The organism is Paenibacillus sp. EB106-05-06-XG162 (genome assembly GCF_058791655.1).
Genome location: NZ_JBYTDT010000010.1, coordinates 166,756 through 187,917, shown reverse-complemented (window position 1 = coordinate 187,917; position 21,162 = coordinate 166,756). Strand labels below are relative to the sequence as shown.

General features: G+C 46.4%; 20 protein-coding genes. 15 read left to right on the top strand and 5 right to left on the bottom strand.

Going from position 1 to position 21,162, the window contains the following annotated elements; all coding sequences use genetic code 11:
- Positions 1-130 precede the first annotated feature (130 nt).
- The 3 genes from AC3WU2_RS20525 (at position 131) to AC3WU2_RS20515 (ending at position 4,151) form a co-directional block, all read left to right on the top strand.
- On the top strand, positions 131-1,348 hold the full coding sequence (locus AC3WU2_RS20525) for an MDR family MFS transporter (RefSeq protein ID WP_492456918.1): 1,218 nt from the start codon (positions 131-133) through the stop codon (positions 1,346-1,348).
- Between the two features lie 550 nt (positions 1,349-1,898).
- Positions 1,899-3,164 carry a GTPase HflX gene (gene hflX / locus AC3WU2_RS20520; RefSeq protein WP_492456917.1) on the top strand — a complete coding sequence of 422 codons (1,266 nt, stop codon included), beginning with the start codon at positions 1,899-1,901 and terminating at the stop codon, positions 3,162-3,164.
- An 18-nt stretch (positions 3,165-3,182) separates the two neighbouring features.
- Entirely contained in the window at positions 3,183-4,151 is a 969-nt protein-coding gene (locus tag AC3WU2_RS20515; protein WP_492456916.1) for a quinone oxidoreductase family protein, read from the top strand.
- Between the two features lie 225 nt (positions 4,152-4,376).
- On the opposite strand, the gene AC3WU2_RS20510 is transcribed toward AC3WU2_RS20515, so the two are convergent.
- Together AC3WU2_RS20510 and AC3WU2_RS20505 are read right to left on the bottom strand one after the other, a co-directional pair.
- Complete coding sequence (locus AC3WU2_RS20510) at positions 4,377-5,465, bottom strand: permease prefix domain 1-containing protein (RefSeq protein ID WP_492456915.1); 1,089 nt, start codon at positions 5,463-5,465, stop codon at positions 4,377-4,379.
- Positions 5,452-5,802, bottom strand: a complete 351-nt coding sequence (locus AC3WU2_RS20505; protein WP_492456959.1) for a PadR family transcriptional regulator — start codon at positions 5,800-5,802, stop codon at positions 5,452-5,454. The genes AC3WU2_RS20510 and AC3WU2_RS20505 overlap by 14 nt, the downstream gene beginning before the upstream one ends.
- A gap of 495 nt (positions 5,803-6,297) precedes the next feature.
- Here AC3WU2_RS20505 and AC3WU2_RS20500 point away from each other — a divergent pair, with 495 nt between their 5' ends.
- Entirely contained in the window at positions 6,298-6,435 is a 138-nt protein-coding gene (locus tag AC3WU2_RS20500) for a hypothetical protein (protein ID WP_492456914.1), read from the top strand.
- 23 nt (positions 6,436-6,458) lie between these two features.
- Here AC3WU2_RS20500 and AC3WU2_RS20495 read toward each other — a convergent pair whose 3' ends face one another.
- A complete protein-coding gene (locus AC3WU2_RS20495; protein WP_492456913.1) occupies positions 6,459-7,889 on the bottom strand; it encodes a DUF4179 domain-containing protein in 1,431 nt (476 codons plus the stop codon).
- Positions 7,852-8,379: an RNA polymerase sigma factor gene (locus AC3WU2_RS20490; RefSeq protein WP_492456912.1), complete on the bottom strand. Its 528-nt coding sequence runs from the start codon at positions 8,377-8,379 to the stop codon at positions 7,852-7,854. Before AC3WU2_RS20490 ends, AC3WU2_RS20495 begins: the two co-directional genes overlap by 38 nt.
- A gap of 188 nt (positions 8,380-8,567) precedes the next feature.
- Between AC3WU2_RS20490 and AC3WU2_RS20485 the strand changes: the two genes are divergently transcribed.
- From AC3WU2_RS20485 to AC3WU2_RS20470, 4 genes are all read left to right on the top strand, one after another.
- The gene (locus AC3WU2_RS20485) at positions 8,568-11,687 is read left to right on the top strand and encodes a copper amine oxidase N-terminal domain-containing protein (RefSeq protein WP_492456911.1); all 3,120 of its coding nucleotides are present in this window, start codon (positions 8,568-8,570) and stop codon (positions 11,685-11,687) included.
- Positions 11,688-11,878: 191 nt separating this feature from the next.
- On the top strand, positions 11,879-12,811 hold the full coding sequence (locus AC3WU2_RS20480; protein WP_492456910.1) for a manganese-dependent inorganic pyrophosphatase: 933 nt from the start codon (positions 11,879-11,881) through the stop codon (positions 12,809-12,811).
- Between the two features lie 371 nt (positions 12,812-13,182).
- Entirely contained in the window at positions 13,183-13,815 is a 633-nt protein-coding gene (locus tag AC3WU2_RS20475; protein ID WP_492456909.1) for a TetR/AcrR family transcriptional regulator, read from the top strand.
- Positions 13,808-14,785, top strand: a complete 978-nt coding sequence (locus tag AC3WU2_RS20470) for an alpha/beta hydrolase (protein WP_492456908.1) — start codon at positions 13,808-13,810, stop codon at positions 14,783-14,785. Before AC3WU2_RS20475 ends, AC3WU2_RS20470 begins: the two co-directional genes overlap by 8 nt.
- Before the next feature lie 127 nt (positions 14,786-14,912).
- On the opposite strand, the gene AC3WU2_RS20465 is transcribed toward AC3WU2_RS20470, so the two are convergent.
- Entirely contained in the window at positions 14,913-15,524 is a 612-nt protein-coding gene (locus AC3WU2_RS20465; RefSeq protein ID WP_492456907.1) for a hypothetical protein, read from the bottom strand.
- Positions 15,525-15,698: 174 nt separating this feature from the next.
- Between AC3WU2_RS20465 and AC3WU2_RS20460 the strand changes: the two genes are divergently transcribed.
- The 7 genes from AC3WU2_RS20460 (at position 15,699) to AC3WU2_RS20430 (ending at position 21,146) form a co-directional block, all read left to right on the top strand.
- Positions 15,699-16,205: a metal-dependent hydrolase gene (locus tag AC3WU2_RS20460; protein WP_492456906.1), complete on the top strand. Its 507-nt coding sequence runs from the start codon at positions 15,699-15,701 to the stop codon at positions 16,203-16,205.
- A gap of 27 nt (positions 16,206-16,232) precedes the next feature.
- The gene (gene infC, locus AC3WU2_RS20455; protein WP_492456905.1) at positions 16,233-16,721 is read left to right on the top strand and encodes a translation initiation factor IF-3; all 489 of its coding nucleotides are present in this window, start codon (positions 16,233-16,235) and stop codon (positions 16,719-16,721) included.
- A gap of 16 nt (positions 16,722-16,737) precedes the next feature.
- Positions 16,738-16,935: a YwbE family protein gene (locus AC3WU2_RS20450; RefSeq protein WP_492456904.1), complete on the top strand. Its 198-nt coding sequence runs from the start codon at positions 16,738-16,740 to the stop codon at positions 16,933-16,935.
- A gap of 380 nt (positions 16,936-17,315) precedes the next feature.
- Positions 17,316-18,437, top strand: coding sequence for an ABC transporter substrate-binding protein (locus AC3WU2_RS20445; RefSeq protein WP_492456903.1), 1,122 nt, complete (start codon positions 17,316-17,318; stop codon positions 18,435-18,437).
- A complete protein-coding gene (locus AC3WU2_RS20440; RefSeq protein ID WP_492456902.1) occupies positions 18,404-19,261 on the top strand; it encodes an ABC transporter permease in 858 nt (285 codons plus the stop codon). The genes AC3WU2_RS20445 and AC3WU2_RS20440 overlap by 34 nt, the downstream gene beginning before the upstream one ends.
- Positions 19,258-20,109 (top strand): ABC transporter permease, encoded by an 852-nt coding sequence (locus tag AC3WU2_RS20435; RefSeq protein WP_492456901.1) that lies wholly within the window; start codon positions 19,258-19,260, stop codon positions 20,107-20,109. The genes AC3WU2_RS20440 and AC3WU2_RS20435 overlap by 4 nt, the downstream gene beginning before the upstream one ends.
- Positions 20,106-21,146: an ABC transporter ATP-binding protein gene (locus AC3WU2_RS20430; RefSeq protein ID WP_492456900.1), complete on the top strand. Its 1,041-nt coding sequence runs from the start codon at positions 20,106-20,108 to the stop codon at positions 21,144-21,146. Before AC3WU2_RS20435 ends, AC3WU2_RS20430 begins: the two co-directional genes overlap by 4 nt.
- Positions 21,147-21,162 lie beyond the last annotated feature (16 nt).

The window sequence follows — 21,162 nt, the reverse complement described above, 5'->3', positions numbered from 1 at the left end:
AAAAATATCTCTGGATTTTTCGAAAAGCACTTGAACCCCTATCCCAATTCTGATAAATTATGATAACAATTTGTGGAAATAATAGATTACCACATTTTAATAGAATCTTATCATTACAAGGAGGGATCATGTGAAACGATTCATTCAATTATTGACCAACAGTTATAACACACTTCGTTCGCAGCATCCCATCGTCAATTCATTGCTTGTCGGAACGGTCTTAGCACGAGCAGCTTCTTCCATGAGTATGCCGTTCCTGGCGATTTATTTATCGAAAACAACGTCCATGAGTGCTGTCATGATTGGACTCGTCATCGGCGCGGGGTCCTTAGCTGGCATGTTCGGCGGTTTTATTGGCGGCGCATTATCCGATCGATTCGGCAGACGGGTTATTATGATGGCCGCATTGTTTGGCTGGGTCTTCGCGTTCGTCGGGTTCTCCATCTTTAAGACACCGGTTATTATTATGTTGTTAAATATGGTGAACGGATTATGCCGATCGTTCTATGAACCGGTCTCTCAGGCGTTGATGGCCGATTTGACACCGAAGGAACGGCGGTTTCAAATGTTCTCGCTTCGTTATTTAGCTATTAATATTGGTGTCGCGGTGGGGCCGCTGCTGGGAGCATATTTCGGCATGCACAGCGGAACAACACCTTTTCTGATTACAGGATTTATTTATTTCATCTATGCGGTGGTATTATACGGATTGCTCATGGCTTTTGGTATTAAGCAGATTGAAGGAGACAAGAAACCGAAGGTCACCATTGCGGCAACATGGCATGTTATTAGGAAAGACGTTACGCTGAGATACTACTTGATCGGCGGAATTATCGGAGCAATTGGGTATTCCCAGATGACCGTTACGCTGTCACAGTACGTGAATAATAGCGTTGCGAATGGGGTGACGCTGTTCGCGCTACTCATGAGCGTGAATGCGATTGTTGTTGTCGCCTTCCAGCTTCCGCTAGCGAAGTGGGCGGAGAAACGCTCTCCACTTGTTGCTATCACGGCGGGCAATATTCTCTTCGCGCTCGGCGATATCGGGTTCGCCTTCTCATGGAATGCCGTAACGTTCTTGCTGTCTATGGCCGTATTTACGCTTGGCGAAGTATTGAATTTCCCGTCTTCAAATCTACTCGTGGACGAATTGGCACCGGATGAGATGCGAGGAGCTTATTATGGGGCACAATCGTTTAATAGTCTTGGATTTTTCCTTGGACCATGGGTGGGCGGGATGCTGCTCATGTATTTCGGCGGTGCAACCTTGTTTACGGTCATGGCGGTGATTACGGTCATGAGCACATCCTTCTATCGCTTCGGAATGCAAAGGTTTGAGAGAGGCTGAAACATCGTAAAGGGCTGCCGTAAACCATTCCAGAAATGACTTACGGCAGCCCTTATTGTGTCTTAATACGAGTTTACTAGTTTCTAGATAGCCCTACTATAATTACTAGGAATAAAAAGTTCTATTACACTGCTATCGAAAGGTATATGGGACAAGGGTTTCAGATTTTATTTGTGTCTGTTAGAGGTGTATGCTACAATCGAAATTAACGAATAATGAACGGAGGGTTTCCTGTGAACAATATTTACGCAGTCAGATTACGTTTCAATGCTTTGTGCCGCTAACTGAATAGTGCTCAAAGACTCTGCGTGTGTGCAGAGCGAACGGGATTGGTCTGCCTTGTAACAGGGAATCAATTGTAGGAACAATGGACAAATCAATAATCCTTACCCGAGGAGCAAATGTACTGGTCTTGAACCAGGGATGTGCTTTTTTTTGTGCATATCCCGGGATTCTGCCCGGTTTCTTTGCTGAACTCCACCCGTTAGCGATGAACACAGGCGATGAGTCTGTGTTTTTTATTTTGTGTGAATAATGGAGGAATAAATATATGGAACAACTCATTCAAAGAGCAATTTTGGTCGGAGTCAATTTGAATCACCAGACAGATTTTGAATATTCCATGGAAGAGCTCGGGAACTTGGCCGAGGCTTGTGATGTCGAGGTTGTAGGCTTAGTCACGCAGAATTTGCAGAGGGTTACGTCTTCGCATTATATTGGGACCGGTAAAATTCAAGATGTGATCGCGGAGATGGAAGCACATCAGGCGAATATGGTTATTTTCAATGATGAGCTGTCACCTTCGCAAATTCGGAATCTGGAAGCTGATCTGCAGTGCAAGGTGATTGACCGCACCATTCTAATTCTGGATATTTTCGCGCAGCGGGCCAAAACCAAGGAAGCACAGCTTCAGGTTGAAGTCGCCCAATTGCAATACATGCTGCCGCGATTGGTCGGCCTACGTGAATCGTTGGGTCGGCAGGGCGGCGGCGGTGTCGGTACGAAGAATAAAGGGGCCGGGGAGACGAAGCTCGAGCTGGATCGTCGTCGGATCGAAGAGAAGATCAATGTCCTTAATAAAGAACTGGAGTCATTAGTCGCTCACCGTCAGACGCAGCGCAAGCAGCGGAAGAAGAACGATGTGCCGGTCGTCTCCCTCGTAGGATATACGAATGCGGGAAAATCCACGATAATGAATGCGCTCGTCGAGCGATTCAACCCTACAGCCGCGAAGCAGGTATTCGAGAAGGATATGCTGTTCGCAACGCTCGAGACGTCCATTCGGAACATTCCACTGCCGGATAACAAATCGTTCCTGCTCACGGATACCGTCGGCTTCGTCAGTAAGCTGCCGCATCATCTCGTGAAGGCGTTCCGCTCAACCTTGGAGGAAGTGGCCGAGGCAGACTTGCTCATTCATGTCGTGGATAATTCGAACCCGAATCATGAGCAGCATATCGAGATTACGAACAATACGCTCAAAGACATCGGTGTGCAAGACATTACAACCATTTATGCGTATAACAAATCCGATCTGATTGACTTCCCGATTCCAAGCGTTCAAGAAGATCGTATATACCTTGCTGCCAAGCCGCGGATCGGGATTGATGAGCTGGTGCAGGTGATTCGTCAGCATATTTTTAAAGACTACATCAAGTGCGAAATGATCATTCCTTATGATAAAGGAAATCTGGTATCCTACTTCAATGAGCATGCGAATATTCTGGAGACCAGCTATGAGAACGAGGGGACGAAGTTAGTCCTAGAATGCCGTACGGTGGATTACGAGCGGTACCAAGACCTCATTATTCGATAGGACGGGAGGATAGACAGCATGAGAGCATTGGTATTTGAGCAATTTGGCGGACCAGAGGTCCTTCAATATACGGAGATTCCAGATCCTGCTCTGGATCCAGGTACGATTGTCGTGCGGATGCGAGCTGTCGGTCTGAATTTCGCAGATGTCTATCGTAGACGCGGCAATTACCATTTGGCGGGGCAGCCGCCTTATATTCTCGGCTATGAGGGAGCAGGGATCGTGGAACGCGTCGCTGACGATGTTCAGGGGATTCAGCCCGGTGACCGTATCGCGTTTGCTGATGTGCCTTATGCCAATGCGGAACTGGTTCAAGTTCCTGTCGACAAAGCCATTCCGCTGCCATCGAACATTTCCTTCGAGCAAGCGGCATCGGTACTGTTGCAAGGGATGACAGCACATTATCTCGTGAACGACAGCTATGCGGTGCAGCCTGGCGATGATATGCTCGTCCATGCCGCAGCAGGCGGCGTGGGGCAGCTCCTCATGCAACTGGGCGTTAGCAAAGGGGCACGTGTGCTGGGGCTCACCTCTTCCGCAGCCAAACGAGAGGTAGCACTTCGAGCAGGGGCAAATGAAGTGCTTCTGTATGACAGTGATTGGGTGGATGATGCGATCCGTTGGTCACAAGGGGAGAAGGGCGTTTGGGTAGCTTACGACTCCGTCGGTTCCACCTTAATGGATAGCTTCGCGGCGGTTAGAATCAAAGGGAATGTCGTCTTTTATGGCATGGCGGGCGGAGATCCGGCTTTCATCGATCCTCGGATGCTGATGGATACTTCGAAGACCTTAACAGGCGGAGACTTGTGGAATCATGTGACGTCGCGCGCGGATCGTATCCGGCGTGCGAATGCATTGTTCGAAGAAATTCGCAGCGGTCGACTGCATCTTGAAGAGCCGAAGCGATTCGCATTATCCGAAGGCGCAGAAGCGCATCGATTATTAGAGAGTCGCATGAGTACGGGGAAAATATTATTGATACCGTAGACGTGCAGTGGCACGGGCTGAGAGAGGGTAACACTCTCGGCTCGTGCTTTTTTTCTGCTATGGGAGGAACGTAAGGGGTTCCATAATCTAGATGGTGTTCTTCCATAATAAATAGTAGCGATAGACGAACGAGCCGATTCCTTAAGTCATCGTTGTGAAATTGCTTACCTGAACGACCGAAATGGGTTTTGCCCGAGTATGATGGTGAAATACTGCTTTGTTTCTTTACCCTTGAATACGGGGGGAAGCTTTAATATTAAATATGAAGGTTACGCTAATAACTAAAAACCCTACCAATGAAAACCCAATACCATAAAGAATTAATTGGCTTGTTTCTAGTGGGATGTATATACCTAGTTTTTGAATATTTACGTTAACTCCTCGATCTTTGAATGTAATAACGCTAAACCCAACATAAATGATATATGCGCCTAACAATCTTATGAGTAATTTTATCCAAGTATATGATGATCTCTGATGTTTAAATTTCGTTTGATCGCGATATAACCAATATCCAAATATGTTGAAAACACCAATAAGGAGTATCCATTTTAAATTGAGGTTTCGATTATGGTAAAGATTGATTAATGCCCAAACCGTGAACAGAATCCAAAAAGATAACAAACCTAGATATCCAGTATTTGCGACGAAAGGAGTAAGCTTCCATTGGAAAAGTTCAATATTTATTTGACGATCATCTCCAGTTCTTATGCCGTAACTACCTATTGGATATTCGTGAATAAATAAATTATTCTTAGAATTCATTTTTTTGAGTTGACTTTGAGCGGTTGTTGTTATGGAATTTGGATAAATGGAATCATATTGTGTTTTTTCTGCATTGGATTGCCCCACCTTTAGAATCTTATAGCCATATCCAGTAATTCCGCCTAAATTCATATCAACAATATTTGATAACTGAGACAATGGATCCAAATTACCATTATCTTGTATGTTTTGGTTTATTGGGTTTAAGTATTTGAGGATCAATTTATGTGATAAGTTCTCATTCCATAATTGATATGCTGTTGTTAAGACCATTCCGATCAAACCGAATAAAATAGATACTATAAGAAGCCATTTAGCAATAGTTCTACGGATAATATATGATTCAGTCAACCCATTAATTAGCTTATTAGCCTCACCAAAATTATCAATCGCAAGGTTGATGCTCTCTTCAAGTGAATGGCCTTTATCGCGAAAATCTTGAGTAGAATCTATAAGATGTTGTTTCATTTCTTCTCTTAACTCAGCTACATTAGGAGTATTTCGTACATGAAGGAATAAAGAGTTTATATATTCATCAATTTGTTTCACTATTGCCATCCTCTCTTAAAAAGAATTGTAAAAGCTGATTTACAGCTATCCATTCCTGCTTTTTTTGAACGAGTCGCTCCAAACCATCCGGTAATATTCGGTAGTACTTCCGCCTTCCGCCTCGGTTATCATTATCGTCCCAATACGATTCTATGAAATTATTCTTTTCCATGCGCTTTAATGATAAATACATCGTTCCTTCTTTGAGATCAAATGTATTCTGTGCTTTCTCATGTGCGACCTTGGCTAGTTCATATCCATACATATCTTTTATTTGTAGTAAGGATAGGATGATTGTATCAATGTGACCTTTTAAAATTTCTTTATCAAAACTCAGATTTTCCACCTCCTTACAATTATTATATAGTTTTATTACATTGCTATGCAAGGTATATAACTATATAAGGATAATCGATAATTATATTATAAAATAAATTCTATGTTTCGCAGTTTTCATTGGTTATCCGTACTATCTGGCGACGGAGGGAGTTTTAATCACGAGAAGAAGAGGATGACTGCTATACGTTATCGATCAGTGACAATGGTCTGGGTATGACACAACAGAGACTGCTCTCTATCTATGGGGAGGTTTACGGCGTGGCGGTGAACAGTCAACTCGACCATGAGCGATGATGGTGGTTTGAGATACGGTAGCGGATTCGATGGGACACAGTTCGCGGCTCGGCTATGTTGGATTTCATCCACTGTAGCAGCCCAATTTCCGACTTTTGGTGTGCTATAGTGGAATCCTGCAGGATAGAGGGCTAGAATCGACACTTTTAGTCGGAATCAATGCGAAGTTACTGCAAAGATCCACGATAGCTTGCTAACTATGGCATTTGGTGTACAAATTACTGCGAGAATCCATGATAGCTGGTGGATGAGTGAGCGGCAGGTGCGCGAAGTGGCGACGATGGTGAAAGCGCTAATTAGAGTTCAATGGAAGAAAGCCAAGAAGAATGCATCATAAATGCGCTCCTCTTGGCTTTCTTGTTATTTCGTTGGTACGGTGAAAGGAATCGTCCAATCTAAATCGTAGTAATGTGGGAAGCTGGAGAGAACAAGAGTAAATTGCTTCGCGTCCGAATTCTTCGGTAGATTGCGGAATGTGATCGATTGGTTCAGTTCATAAAACTCGCCTCGACCTCCCCATTTAAGACCAAGTGGAGATTCTGTTTGAGCTACCATCGGATAATGATTGCCTTCATCGTCTACTAGCTCCCATCTATATAACCCCATGTAATGATGTGTTATTCTATCTGCGTTGATCTGAAGCGTGGCAGTATAAGCATTTTGGTTATTAAGATCTTTCTCAAGTGTAAAACGCTCGATTTGGAAGGTCGTCTCTTCATACTTTTTCGTGATAGTTTGTTGTTGTAACAGTTTCCTATCAATCGGAAAATTGAAATTTACTGGTTCAATAATCCATACACCCGTCGCCTGAAAAACATAGTCTCTTCCTGTTCCAAGCGGATCGATGCTGATAAAATATTTCATACGCTGGTCATTGGTTTGTTGTTGGGGGTGCGGAGCGTAAGAGAGCGTGTTATTGTACTGAGATTTGGCATCATTCATAAGAATGATATTTCCATCGCCATCCTTAATGGTATAATCGACCGACATGATTCGTTGTGTCGTACTGTCAAATTCGAATCGTGTCATGCTGGGGGAGAAGGTAATCCGTTGAAGAGCGAGTGAATCTCCCTGGGGTATCGAAAAATCAGTAGTCTTTGGAATGATAACCGATTGCGTAGCAGACTTACTGCTGCTGATGTTAATAGGAATAGTTATATTCCATTTACCATACAGATATTGATGCGGGTTTATACCTGTCCCAGGAACTTGTATTTTATTGATATTAAGCTGGATATTAAGATTCTCGGGTGATTCAGGTAAGACAAAGGTTAAATATCCATATTCACCTATTTCATCACGTTGCCATCTAGAATAGCTGTTCGTTAGGATGTGCCCCGTAGAATCTGTGACGGATAGATCACCATGTAACAAATCTGCGAACCTTCCACCATCCCGTTCCACGTAATATGATACAACCAGCCGGGTCGAGTCAGCTAGGACATCAACGATATGTAAAGTTATGTTCTTATCACTGACAGCAGCATCAACATTCACGCTATATCCTTCTCTCGTTGCTGATGTGACTCCCGAATCCAGAATGGTAGGGTCGGTTAGGGTGGAGAACCAATTCGCGATCGAAGGATAGCTGCTCAGCAGAACACAGGTACTAAGTACAATAGCAGTCATGGTTGTGATAATAAATCTGCGACGACTAGCCCCACGACGAACACCCGCACCCCCTTCTCTTCCCTCACCCCGCACTCGCTCCGCTAACCTCTGCTTAAACGCGACCACATCGATCGTTCCTTCTTCATGACAGCTTTTCGATTGACGAATGGGGTTGTTCATCGTACTCCTCCTCTAACATATGACGTAATCTTGCACGTCCTCGCCATAGGCGGGATTTGACGGTGCCTGCGGGCTTGGCGAGAATAAATGCGATCTCTTCTACGGACAAATCTTCATAATAGTGCAGGACGATTGGCGTTCGTAGGAACTCTGGCAGTTCAAGAACGGCTTGATAGACAAGCTGTGCGCTTACGTTCGATAGGTACATTTCTTCCGTACTCTCGGTAGCGCGCTCCGGCAGGATCTCCATCACTTTCTCGCGCCAGCTGCGGCGATAGGCCATTCGGCATTCATTAATGACGATTTTGGCGAGCCAGGAGAAGAGGGTGCCGCGTTCCGATCTGTATTGGTGCTGCATGGTATACGCTTTGAGAAAGGCATCCTGTACACGATCCTCGGCATGCCCGTAATCACGCGCGTATGTAAAAGCTAATCGAACCAAGCGCTGAGCGTAGAGATCAGCCCATTGCTCTAATTCATCGGGCAGCATGTATCCACCATCCTTTCTGACTCTACTATGCAGAATACCATGTTTGGGTTCCCATCTTTTTGTAATCTTTATAAAAATGACAAACAATTTTCATATAATTCTTGGAACTTTTGCAGGGTGTACTGCGTCAAACTTCTTAGACCATGTTTCGACATGTCGTTTTGAAATGTGATTGGGAGGATGAAAATGTGAGAAAGTTATTATCTGCAATACTAGCTGGCGCGCTGGTTGTTACGTTCACGCCACAGGCAAACGTCAAAGCGGCGCCTACGAATTCAATTAGTATTTATATTGATGGGAATCAGTTGTATACAGATCAGCCGCCCGTCTCGATCGGGGGCAGAACGCTGCTGCCGCTGCGGGCGATCTTTGAAGGATTGAACGCTAGTGTCGATTGGAATGAGCGGACCAAAGTGGTTACGGCAAAACGGGACGACACAACAGTCGTTCTGAAGTTAGGATCCAAAACGGCGATGGTTAATGGGGAGTCGGTAGCGTTGGATGTTCCCGCACAGAGCATCAAGAACCGTACAATGATCCCAGTTCGTTTCGTCAGCGAAGCGATGGGGGAAGAGGTGGATTGGAACCCTTCGTCCAAAGCAGTATACATCAAGACATCTTCAGGCGGCGTAACGTCTGTACCGAATGTCAATGCACGGATTACCGGGCAGAATGGTGACGGTCGCGATATCGAGGTGAGCTTCTCCAAAGCTGCGAAAGAGTCGAACGTGGATCATTACCGTGTCATGCTCGTGAAGTCGGAGAAATCCAGTTATTTCTCAACATCGACGGCACAGTCTGTATCTTCGAAAAACTATACGACGGTACTCGGTATTGGCGGGGATCAATATATCTCGCTAACATCGCAAACAAGGGATGTGGACGGCGATTTAATTCGTGCGAACCAATCATACGTTGCTTATGTTCTAACAGCTAGCAAGAGCAATCAATTCGCGCTCTCCAGCGGCTCACAGAAGGTTACGGTAACGGCAAGTACGCCTGTATCGGCCGTGACGAATGTGAAAGCAAGCGATGTGAGCGACTACGGCGACGGACGCGATCTATACGTTAGCTTCACGAAGCCTGACAACGAGACGAGTATTGCGAACTATCGTATTCTTGTAGTGAAGACGAAGGACGCGTACAAATTCGATCTTACGGCTGCGAATGCGGTATCCTCGCAGAACTCGACCCTTGTGGACAAATCAGGGAAGAACGTATCGACGACACTAAGCTCCACAGCGCGCGATACGTCTGGCGAATATATTAAAGACGGTGTGTCTTACACGGTGTTCGTGCTTGCGGAGGGCAACAATTCGAAGAATACGAACCGATTGTCTGCCGCATCAACTTCGATCACGTTAGGCAGCACTGTTGGTGCACCTGTCATTACTAGCGTTGCAGATGTGAACAACTATAATGACGGACGCGACTTGCAAGTGAGTTTCAACAAATCATCGAATGAATCGAAAATCAGCCATTATCGCATTTTTGTAGTGCGTGTTCGTGATGGATTGAACTTCTCACAATCCGATGCGAATGCCGTCGCTTCCGGTAGATACTATGACGTCGCGAAGACAGGCTACAATATCGTCACGACGCTGCCGTCTAACGCAAAAGAAGTGAACGGTTCCTACATCGGCAATGGCGAAGACTACCGCGTCTACGTCATGGCGATCTCGAGCGATAAGAACGCCTATAACAATGCATTATCCTCTTCGTCATCGACGATTCGCTTATCGAATAACGTCGGTGCAGGTGCAACGAATGTCAGTGCGAGCGACGTGAGCGACTACAACGACGGCCGCGACATGTCCGTATCGTTCACGCGTGCAACGGATGAGTCTTCCATTAACCACTACCGGATTCTGGTTGTCAAATCTTCGGATGCTAGCCGATTCAGCTTATCTGATGCGAATCGGGTATCGAGCTCCAATTACACGTCCGTCAGCAAAACAGGCCGCAACATCAGCACGAACCTGGCTTCCAATGCACGTGATGTGGATGGCGCGTTGATCCGCAACGGCGTGAATTACCAAGTTTTCGTACTCTCGGTAGGGAACTATGGCGACAATACACTCTCGAATGCTTCCTCGACGGTTCGACTAGCGGATAATTACAATATTACTGCACCGACGTATGTCGCAGGTACGGACGTAGCCGACTATAACGATGGACGCGACCTGCAGGTGGTGTTCAACCGTTCGAACGATGAATCCAACATTGATCACTATCGCGTGATGGTCGTGAAGGCTGGTAATGCGTCGAGCTTTACTCTGTCCCGCGCAAGTTCTATTTCTAGCTCGAATTACAAGTACGTAACCAAAACAAGTAGTAACCTTAGCGTGACACTTGACAGTAATTCAAGAGATGTGGACGGTGCAGCCATCCGCAACGGCGTTACCTATCGGATCTTCGTGTTGGCTGTAGGGCGAGGCAGTTATACAGGTAGCTACGCATTATCTCCTTACTCACCGGAAATTACACTTGCAACGGTCCAGACGATTGACGGCGCATCGAACTTGACAGGCAATGTCGTGAACAATCAAAGCGGCGGCAGCGATATTGATGTTACGTTCACGAAATCGTCCAATGAAACGAACGTGGCGGAGTATCGCATCATGTTCGTACCAAAAGATCAGGTTAGCAACTTCAACCTCTCGGCGGCCAATGGTGTGAACGCAACGAACTATACAGGAGTTGCAAAACAGAACTCAACAACCACCATTAAAAAATCGATTTCCGATCAAGCCCGAGATGTATATGGCAAGCAGTTGATCAAAGGGGATACTTACCGCGTATTTGTTCTTACGGTAGCGGATAGCAGATCTGGCGCGAGCAATGTGCTCTCCGTGCCTTCCGGCGAGTTCACGTTAATCGATCAATCGGTTCCGGCTGCAGGCAATGTAAAGAGTAACGTAGAAGCGGACGGTCAGACGGTTAAAGTCACTTTTGATCGTGCAGCTAATGAAAGTAATATTTCGTCTTACGCAGTGATGTTAGTTCCTATGAACACAGATTGGAACTTGGCGAAAGCAAATGGAGTCATTTCAGGCAATTATAAAAGCGTAGAAAAAGGCGGGAATACGACAATCTTCACGATGGTGGATAACGATGCATTCGGGAACAAACTTGTCTTCGACGTCGAGTATCAAGCTTATGTTCTTTCGGTAGCGAATGGCAAAGTCGTATCGGTCAATAGCCTATCCACATCATCGAACGGGTTCAAGCTTAGTAATCTATTCAATAATCCTGTAACACCACCAGTAACGCTGCCTGTAGTTCCCCCTGCAGCTGCTACGAAATAAGTCTTATCTATAGCGAAAAGAGCCGAATCATCGGCTCTTTTTGTGTTTGTTATGATTTTCTACGAATCTCACAATTTATTCCTATTAAAGGGATTGGAATATAAGATGATTCACGTTATAATCTTGATTGTAATGGAAGTGGTACGTTATACTTTGAACATAATAAAATTCGATCAATAAGGAGTACGATGATGGAAAAAGTATTGATTTTCGGACACAAAAACCCTGATACAGATACGATTTGCTCTGCAATTGCTTATGCAGACTTGAAGACGAAGCTTGGCGCGAACGTTGAGGCTATTCGTCTAGGTGAAGTGAACGGAGAGACAGCGTACGCGCTCCAGCATTTTCAGGTGGAAGCGCCGCGTCTTGTAGAGAATGTTGCGGATGAAGCGAAGGAAGTTATTCTCGTCGACCATAATGAGCGTCAACAAAGTGCGAACGACATTGAGAAGGTGCGTGTTATCGAAGTTATCGACCACCACCGTATCGCGAACTTCGAGACAAGCGGTCCGATCTACTACCGTGCTGAGCCAGTAGGTTGCACAGCGACGATCTTGAATAAAATGTACAAAGAGAACGGCATTGCCATCGACAAGAAAATCGCAGGGTTGATGTTGTCCGCGATTATCTCGGACTCCTTGTTGTTCAAGTCCCCGACTTGCACAACGCAAGACGTAGCTGCAGCGCGTGAGCTTGCTGAAATCGCAGGCGTGGATGCAGATGAATACGGTCTTGAAATGTTGAAAGCTGGTGCAGACCTAAGCGACAAGACAATTGCGCAACTGATCTCTCTGGATGCGAAAGAATTCCAAATGGGTAATGCAAAAGTCGAAATCGCGCAAGTGAATGCGGTTGATGTGAACGATGTTCTTAGTCGTCAAGTCGAGCTGGAAGCGGCGCTGAACACAATCATCGCGGACAAAGGATTAGACTTGTTCCTGCTTGTGGTAACAGACATCTTGAACAATGATTCCGTTGGTCTAGCCCTAGGCGCATCGGCACACATCGTGGAGAAAGCTTACAACGTAACGTTGTCGGACAACAAAGCAGTTCTAAAAGGCGTTGTATCTCGTAAGTCGCAGATCGTACCTGTATTGACAGATACATTCAATGCGCAATAATTAATTATTTTATATTTGCAAAAATAAGCGGCCATTCCGGAGGTAACTTCGAGAATGAGTCGCTTTTTTTGATGTGTCAGAGCATGTGCGATATATCGAGTTGGAAGGTGCTATTGGATCTAGATTTGCGCCAATTGATCGACTTGCGGTTCGAGGAAGTCGGAGCGTGTACTCTTACAAAGTAATATAAAAAAACAAGCCAGAGCGCATGTTGGGCAGCGCTCTGGCTTGTTTTTATTTGTGAAATTTCATTCTTCTCATCAGTAGGATGAATTCACGCTTGCAATAATTCGTAATTAAAGATATATTATTAATTAAATGATTGATTATTTAATTAATTACAAATAAATCTACAGAGAGTGGGAATGAATTTGGCAAGACCAATCAATGAAGAAAAAAGACAGGAGCGGCGTAGTTGTATCCTAAAAGAAGCCGTTGTCCTGTTTGCAGAAAATGGATATTCTAATACCACAACAGCTCTTATTGCGCAGCGTGTGGGAGTGACTGCTGGAACCATTTTTCAATATTTCCCAAGCAAAGAAGCCTTATTCTACGCCGCTGTCCTTGAGCCGCTTGCTGATATTCAGGAGAAGTCGCTTGCTTGTCTAAAACAAGAGGGGACGCCGGGCGTATTAATTAAGAACATGGTAGAAGAACAATTCAATCATATCTATTGCTATACAAATGAATTGCGGCTTGTTCAATATGTCTTAGGACAACGGATAAGATTTCCTGAACTTACACAGAAGGTCCTTGAAAGTACAAAAGTAATGACAGATACTATCGAATGCATCTATGCCAAGGGACAGTTAATGGGAGAATTCAACAAAAATTTTTCACCAGCTATGATCTCTCGTGCCTATATCTCTTTCTTAAATGGGATAGGCTTAACTCTTGGAGAAAGTATTATTCATCACCCCGAGTGGGGAAATTTGAAGGAGCACGCCTTATATTTGTTCGCACCTACACAACCTAAAAAAATGCGAGGGAATCTGAATGAGTGAAACATCATTACAACCAAATTTGACATTAAACGTTCGTTCGAAAAAACGGAGGAATATTTTATTGATCCTAGGGATCGTGCTATTGCTTGTAGTGGGTTTAGTATTTTTTATATCCTATAAAGTAATGGATACCTTGATGCACCATCCTAGAGACACGAATGTCAGCTACGACTTGAATATCGATAAAACTCCCTACGAAGAGGTTGAGTTCAAGAGCTTGAAAAATGATAATACGATTAGAGGTTCCTTCTTTCATGCAAATGGTCTTTCCAATAAGGCAAGTGATCAGACGATTATTGTCGTCCATGGATATACAAGCAATCGATTAGTCAAAGGGCGGACCAAAAAGTTAGTAGAGCATTTCGTTCCGAAAGGCTATAATGTATTGGCATTTGACCTCAGTTCGCAAGGTAAATCCGATGGTAATATGATTACACTTGGCCTCAATGAAAAATATGATTTGCTTGGAGCTGTAAGCTATTTGAAATCCAGAGACCATGCTGGTGATAACATTGGAGTTATTGGCTTTTCAATGGGTGCTGCTACTACTTTGCTAGCCGCAAGTGAGAGTGATGACATCAAAGCTGTAGTTGCAGATAGTCCTTTTCGTAATGCAGGTCTATTTCTGAGAGAGGGTTTGCCCTTCTTCTCAGGTTTACCTTCTTTTCCATTTAGTTATACATCGACATGGGTGGGTAAATGGGTCTTAAAAGTTGATCTTGATTCCGTATCTCCTATGGATGCAGTAAAGAAGATGAAAGACAAGCCAGTTATGCTGATTCATGGAACTGGAGATCAGCAAATTAGTTATAAAAATACAGAAGCAATTTGGGAGTCATTAAAAGACGACCCGTATGCAGAAGTATGGTACCCGCATAATACGGAGCATATCGATGCCATCAATCATTACCCCACTGAATATTTCCAAAAAGTAGATCGCTTTATGGATAAGTATATAGGAAAAGAGTAGAAACGACATGAAAGCCGGCTTTTCTGCTGATACTTGATAAAATGATAGCGTCGAATGACGGCTTCATGACCGGAATACGAATCAAGGGGAACATCACGGATCAAGTCCGTTGATGTTCCCCTTGCTGTTATTGGTCCTCGATGCGCAGCGTGAAGAGGATCGCCGCTTCCAGTCTTCTTAAGGATTCAGGCGACAAGTCAGCCGTCCGAATGGTATTCGTGCTCGTTGCTTGCATGCCCCATACAGGCACCGCGTCATCTTTGTGGAAGGTACGTGGTTCATACTCGCTGAGCAGTCCCAGTGAAGTGTATTTTTTATCCCATGGGATGGTAAAGGTCATTAGGCTGGATCCAGTTGCATGGGTGATTCCGACTTTCACCTTGATCTTCTTTTCTTGTCCTTCGGATGCGTAGTAATCCGTATCCATTGATATCATGACTTCCATTTCGTTATCTTCTTCGTTCGGGCTAAAGAACAAATCCCCAATAGAGCCGGAGGAGGCTGTTTTTTTTCCGTCTTTCCATAGATCGATATCTAGATTAGCATTAGGCCTTTTCCCCTCATAACGTAGTTTGAATGCGCCGGACATGGTGCCAAGAAATGGTTTCAATTTCGCAGCGTTACCGCTGAACATGTCGACAGGCGTTAATGTGATGGTGGTAGGCCCGTTCTTGCCAGAGTCTGATGCACAGCCTGTTAATATAAACATAATGATTAGAACACATGATATGTACCGCATATCCCCACCTCTCTCCGTCATATTTTACCATTTTTAATCTATGTTTTCTATTTATTGTTTGACTTTGATCGCGCTTACCAATCTTCTCTCGCCATGCGATCGTATGTTTGCTATAATGAAGTACTCCGTTAGGAGAATACAATACACCATAGCAGAAACGCGGAGGATGGAATTATGCTTCAGAAAACACACAGCCTAGCCGGCGTGCTTGCCGCCGAAGGTGTTATGATTTATTTTCAGCAGCCGCTCATCTCTTGGGAATCTGGTGCAGCGCTGCTGATCGGATGTCTCGCCGGGCCGTTAGCGGATATCGATAAGAAAGGGTCGACGATGGCCAAGGTTTTCTTGCCTCTATCTTATTTGCTGCAATTCCTCGGCGTGAAGCATCGAACCTTAACGCACTCGATTGTTGCACTCATTGCACTCGGTTTTCTTTTATCGCCCTTACCGGACTTTTTCTATTGGACCTGTCTCTTAGCGTATGCATCCCATCCCCTCATTGACTTGTTGAATGAACAGGGTGTAGCATTATTCTGGCCATGGAAGAAGAAATTCCGTATTCTGCCGAGGTTTATGGCGATCGATACAGGGTCTTTTGGCGAAAGTGTATTCTGTATGATCTTACTGGTTGTCGTCATTGTCATCCCGTTCGTATATTTGTTACCTAAGGGTATGCTATAACTGAGTGAGGAGTCAGGAGGTTGAATAATGATTACAAATGAACAAATCAAAGCGTCGGAAGTGAAGCTGACCGGTGTGAATGGCGAGGATCTTGGAGTCGTGGCGACGGTCGAAGCGCTTCGGATGGCGAGAGAGCTGAAGGTTGATCTTGTCTGTCTCTCGTTAATGTCGAGCCCGCCGCCGTGTAAGCTCGTAGCGAAGAACGTACATAAGCAAGAGAAAAATCAACAGAAACAGCAAGAGAAGAAAGCTTCAGCACCTGCCAAAGTTAAAGAAATTCGCGTGACGTCGGCGATCGAGGAGCATGACTACGACACGAAGAAGCGTCAGGCGGAGCGCATTCTCAGCACCGGGAACAGTGTTCAGTTGACGGTACTCGTTGACCGCAAGCAGACGGACCCTGCGAAGCGGGTTGCTGAAGATATGGTCCGCGACTTGTCTGAATCCGGCCAGTTAGAGCGGGGGATTCAAGTCAGCGGCAAGCAAGTGATTGCGATCATTAAGCCAAGAGCCTAAGAAGGAAGTGACAGCGATGAGTGGACAGTTACGCGCGAATATTCGCCCGGGTCTCGAAGTGGAGATCGTGCTGAAGCAAGATCAGCGGACAGGTGCCCTGACAGCAGGGACCGTGAAGGATATTCTAACGAATTCCCCGCAGCATCCGCATGGGATTAAGGTGCGACTAACGAACGGACAAGTTGGACGCGTGAAGAACATTATATCGAAGTAAGGCATAGAGCATCGACCGAGAGGTCGATGCTCTTTTTATTTGACGTGCGAGCATAACCCATTTCCATTTGCGTGATCATGCAGTGAAGGTGATCCTTCACTTTTTTTTGCCCCTATAGATAGAATTATTGTTGAACCTACCGCAATTTTGCGATAACATCAAAAAAGAAACAAACATAAACAACAAGAAACAACATAAATAAATTGTATCACCTGTTTTAATCAGAAATTCATGAATATTGAAGAACAAGCACGCTTATAGTGAAATAAGTCTCTGCATACGAGAGTCGCAGCACCCGATCCAGTTACCGCTCTGATTCCGGGATTCACGGAGTTGGGTTGTATAGATTTAATTCTAGCGATATGGGGAGAGGTGGAAGTATGAAGTCTTGGAGAGGTATGAGATTCTTCACAATTCTTGCACTTACGGCGGCGCTAACGAGCATGACTTTACTTGCAGCTTGTTCATCAGGTACGAAGACGGGGGATGATTCGGGTTCGAACGGAAACGGAGGCAAGACGCTAACGCTGCAAGAGCTGGTACCGCTCGCGCAGAAGGAAGGGAAGTTAGCCAGCGTAGGGATGCCGGACTCTTGGGCGAACTGGAAAGGGACATGGGATGACTTGCTCAGCAAATACAAAATTGAGCATACGGATACCGACATGTCCAGCGCGGAAGAGCTAGCCAAATTCGAGACGGAGAAAGGCAACCCGCCCGATATTGGCGACGTTGGCATTGCCTTTGGTCCGGTCGCAGAAGAGAAAGGGTTAACGCTCAAGTATAAGACGGAATTCTGGGATGAAGTCCCGGCATGGGCGAAGGATGATGACGGAGACTGGATGGTGGGGTATACCGGGACCATCTCCTTCCTCTGCAACAAGACATTGGTCGATAAGTGCCCGACGAGCTGGGCCGATTTGAAGGAAGGGAATTACAAGGTTGCCCTCGGTGATGTGGGCAAAGCAGCGCAAGCGCAGCATGTCGTGCTCGCCGCGGCGCTGGCGTTCGGCGGGGATGTGACCAACCTGAAGCCTGGACTCGATTACTTCGCGGATCTGGCGTCGAAGGATCGGATCTCCAAGGTGGATGCGACCGTGCCGAATATTCAGAAAGGCGAGATCCAAGTGGTTACGCTATGGGATTTCAACTCCTTGGGGTATCGGGATCAGATCGATCCGGCAAAATTTGAGATTCATATCCCCAAAGAGGGCAGCGTAACGAGCGGTTATGCTTCCGTCATTAACAAAAATGCGAAGAATCCGAATGCGGCGATGCTGGCACGGGCTTATATTTTTAGCGATGAGGGTCAGATTAACCTAGCCAAAGGGTATGCGCGTCCGATCCGTTCCAGCGTGAAGCTCCCGGATGATGTCGCCTCCAAATTGATTAGCAGTGATGAATATGCGAACGCCAAACCGATCAGCGACTTCAAGGCTTGGGAGAAATCGATTAAGGAGCTGCCGCAATTATGGCTAGAACAGGTCCAATCCAAAATAAAATAATGCTGCTCGTCTGTCTTCCGTTATTGATTTGGATTGCCGCGTTTGAATTGCTGCCGATTGCTGGCATGCTCGTGATGAGTTTCCAAGATGATAGCGGCCAAGGGTTTTCCCTTGGCCAATACATAAGAGCCTTCACGAGCGATATCTATCTGCAGGCCATATGGAATAGTTTGAAGGTGGCGCTCATCTCGAGCATTGTCGGGATCATCATTGCCTTGGTGTGCGGGTATGCCATTACCCGTCTCTCCGAAGGGTTTCGCGATCGGATGCTGATGGTATCCAACATGATTACGAATTTCGTTGGGGTGCCGCTTGCCTTTGCTTATATGATCATGCTCGGCAACAACGGAGCGTTTACCCTGCTGTTCCAGCGGCTCGGTCTAGACACACTTGCAAAGTTCGATCTCTATACCGAGAACGGGCTTCTCTTGCTATACATCTACTACCAGATTCCGCTCGCGATACTGCTCGTCTATCCGATCTTTCACGGGATTCGTGAGGAGTGGAAGGAAGCATCGGCACTGCTCGGCGCATCCGCATGGCGGTTCTGGCGGCATATTGGGATCCCGATGATGCTCCCTAGCATTCTAGGGACATTCAGTATTCTTATTGCGAATGCACTCGGCGCCTACGCGACGGCTTACGCCTTGACCGGCAGCAATTTCAACCTCCTGTCGATTCGAATCGCCGCTCTTGTATCGGGGGATATCTTCCCGAACTTCCAGCTTGGTAGCGCACTTGCGGTGATTCTCGCGATCATCATGCTGCTCGCGATGTTCCTCAATGAGTGGATGACACGGTATTCGGGGAGGAGAGGCTTATGAGGGGATCTTCGCAGCCGGAGGCTGCTCGCAGAAAGGGAGCAGGGCCTACGATCATCATTTCTGTACTCTTACTCTATCTATTTCTGCCGATCGTTGCGACGCTGCTCTTCTCCATCGCGAAGGATTGGCAATCTAGCATTTTGCCTACGAGCTATACGCTATCGTGGTATGGGCATATTTTCAGCGATCCGAGATTTTTGTTCGCTGTGCTGCGTACGCTGCTCGTTGGCGTATTGACCGTATCTTTGGGGCTAGCGGTAATGGTGCCGGTGATTTTCGTCCTCGCCGTGTACTTTCCCAAGTGGGAGAAGCTGCTTCAGATTTCTGTGCTGCTGCCGTTCGCCTTTCCGCCTGTTGTGGCAGCGATTGGTCTGATTAAGCTTTATTCCGGCGGTCCAGTCCCATTAACAGGTACGATCTGGATTCTGATCGCGGTCTACTTCATTCTCATCCAGCCGTTTATCTATCAGAGCGTACGGAGCAGTCTGCGGACGATCCATGCACAGGATTTGATGGAAGCGGCAGAAGTGCTCGGGTCGGGAAAAATGAACGCGTTTCTCCGGATTATTCTCCCGAATATATGGTCGGGGACGCTGGTCGCTTGCCTATTATCCTTCTCGATGGTATTCGGCGAGTTCGTCATGGGTCGGATGCTTGTTGGCGGGGAGTTCGAGACGGTCCAGCAGTATTTGTATAATGCGATGAAAGTGTCCGGCCCATCGGCGAGTGCGGTTGTTGTGACGTACTTTTTATTTATTTTCTTGATCTCAGGCATCGTGCTGAAGCTGGGCAAGCGGAAGCCAAAAGGCTATCTCGCACATCCGAAACCGGGGGGAGAGGATCAATGAGCTACATTCATATTGATGCGGTGCTTAAGACGTATGAAGGACAGACCGTGCTGAGGGATATCGATTTTACGATCGAAGAGGGCGAGTTCCTCACGATGCTGGGTCCATCGGGCTGTGGGAAAAGCACGCTGCTTCGCGCCATCGCGGGTCTGATCTCGATCGACTCGGGTTCGATCATGGTCGGCGGACGCAACATCACGCATTTGTCGCCGAAGGAGCGGCAGGTCGGGATGGTGTTCCAATCGTATGCGTTATTCCCGAATATGTCCGTCTTCGAGAACATTGCCTTTGGGCTCAAGATGGAGAAGATGACGAAGCGTGACTATACTCCTCTCGTGGAAGAGATGATTGCATTAATCGATTTGCGCGGCAAAGAAAATCAATACCCTGCGCAATTATCTGGCGGTCAGCAGCAGCGGGTCGCACTCGCTCGCGCGCTTGTGAAACGCCCGAAAGTATTGCTGCTGGATGAACCTCTAAGTGCGCTTGATGCCAAGATCCGCCGGCATCTGCGGCATCAGATACGCGACATTCAGCGGAAGCTGAAGATGACGACCATCTTCGTGACCCACGATCAGGAAGAGGCGCTTACGATCTCGGATCGGATCGTGGTGATGAATAACGGCATCATGGAACAGCAAGGAACGCCGGCAGAGATCTATACGGCGCCGGCAACCGAATTCGTCGCGAAGTTCATCGGCAGCTATAATGTCTGGCGCAAGGAGGAACTCTCGAAGAGTCAGCTGGCACAGATGCCGCCTGGGGAGCTGTACGCCGTGCGGCCGGAATCGATTCGGATTGTTCCTACGGAGGAAGAAGACGGCTTGTTCGATGCGGCATGGATGCGCCTCGGCGAAGGAAGGGTGGAGCGCAGCATGATTCTTGGCAATGTTATGCGGTATTTCATTCGCGTGCAGGCCATGCAGGTGATCGTCGATCGATTGCATGATCAGGATACAAGGCGGGTTGGGGAAGGTACGAATGTACGGCTGTTCCTCCCAGTGGAGGATTGCCGTGTTTTGAATGCGTTAGCATGATGATGGGTAAAAGGGA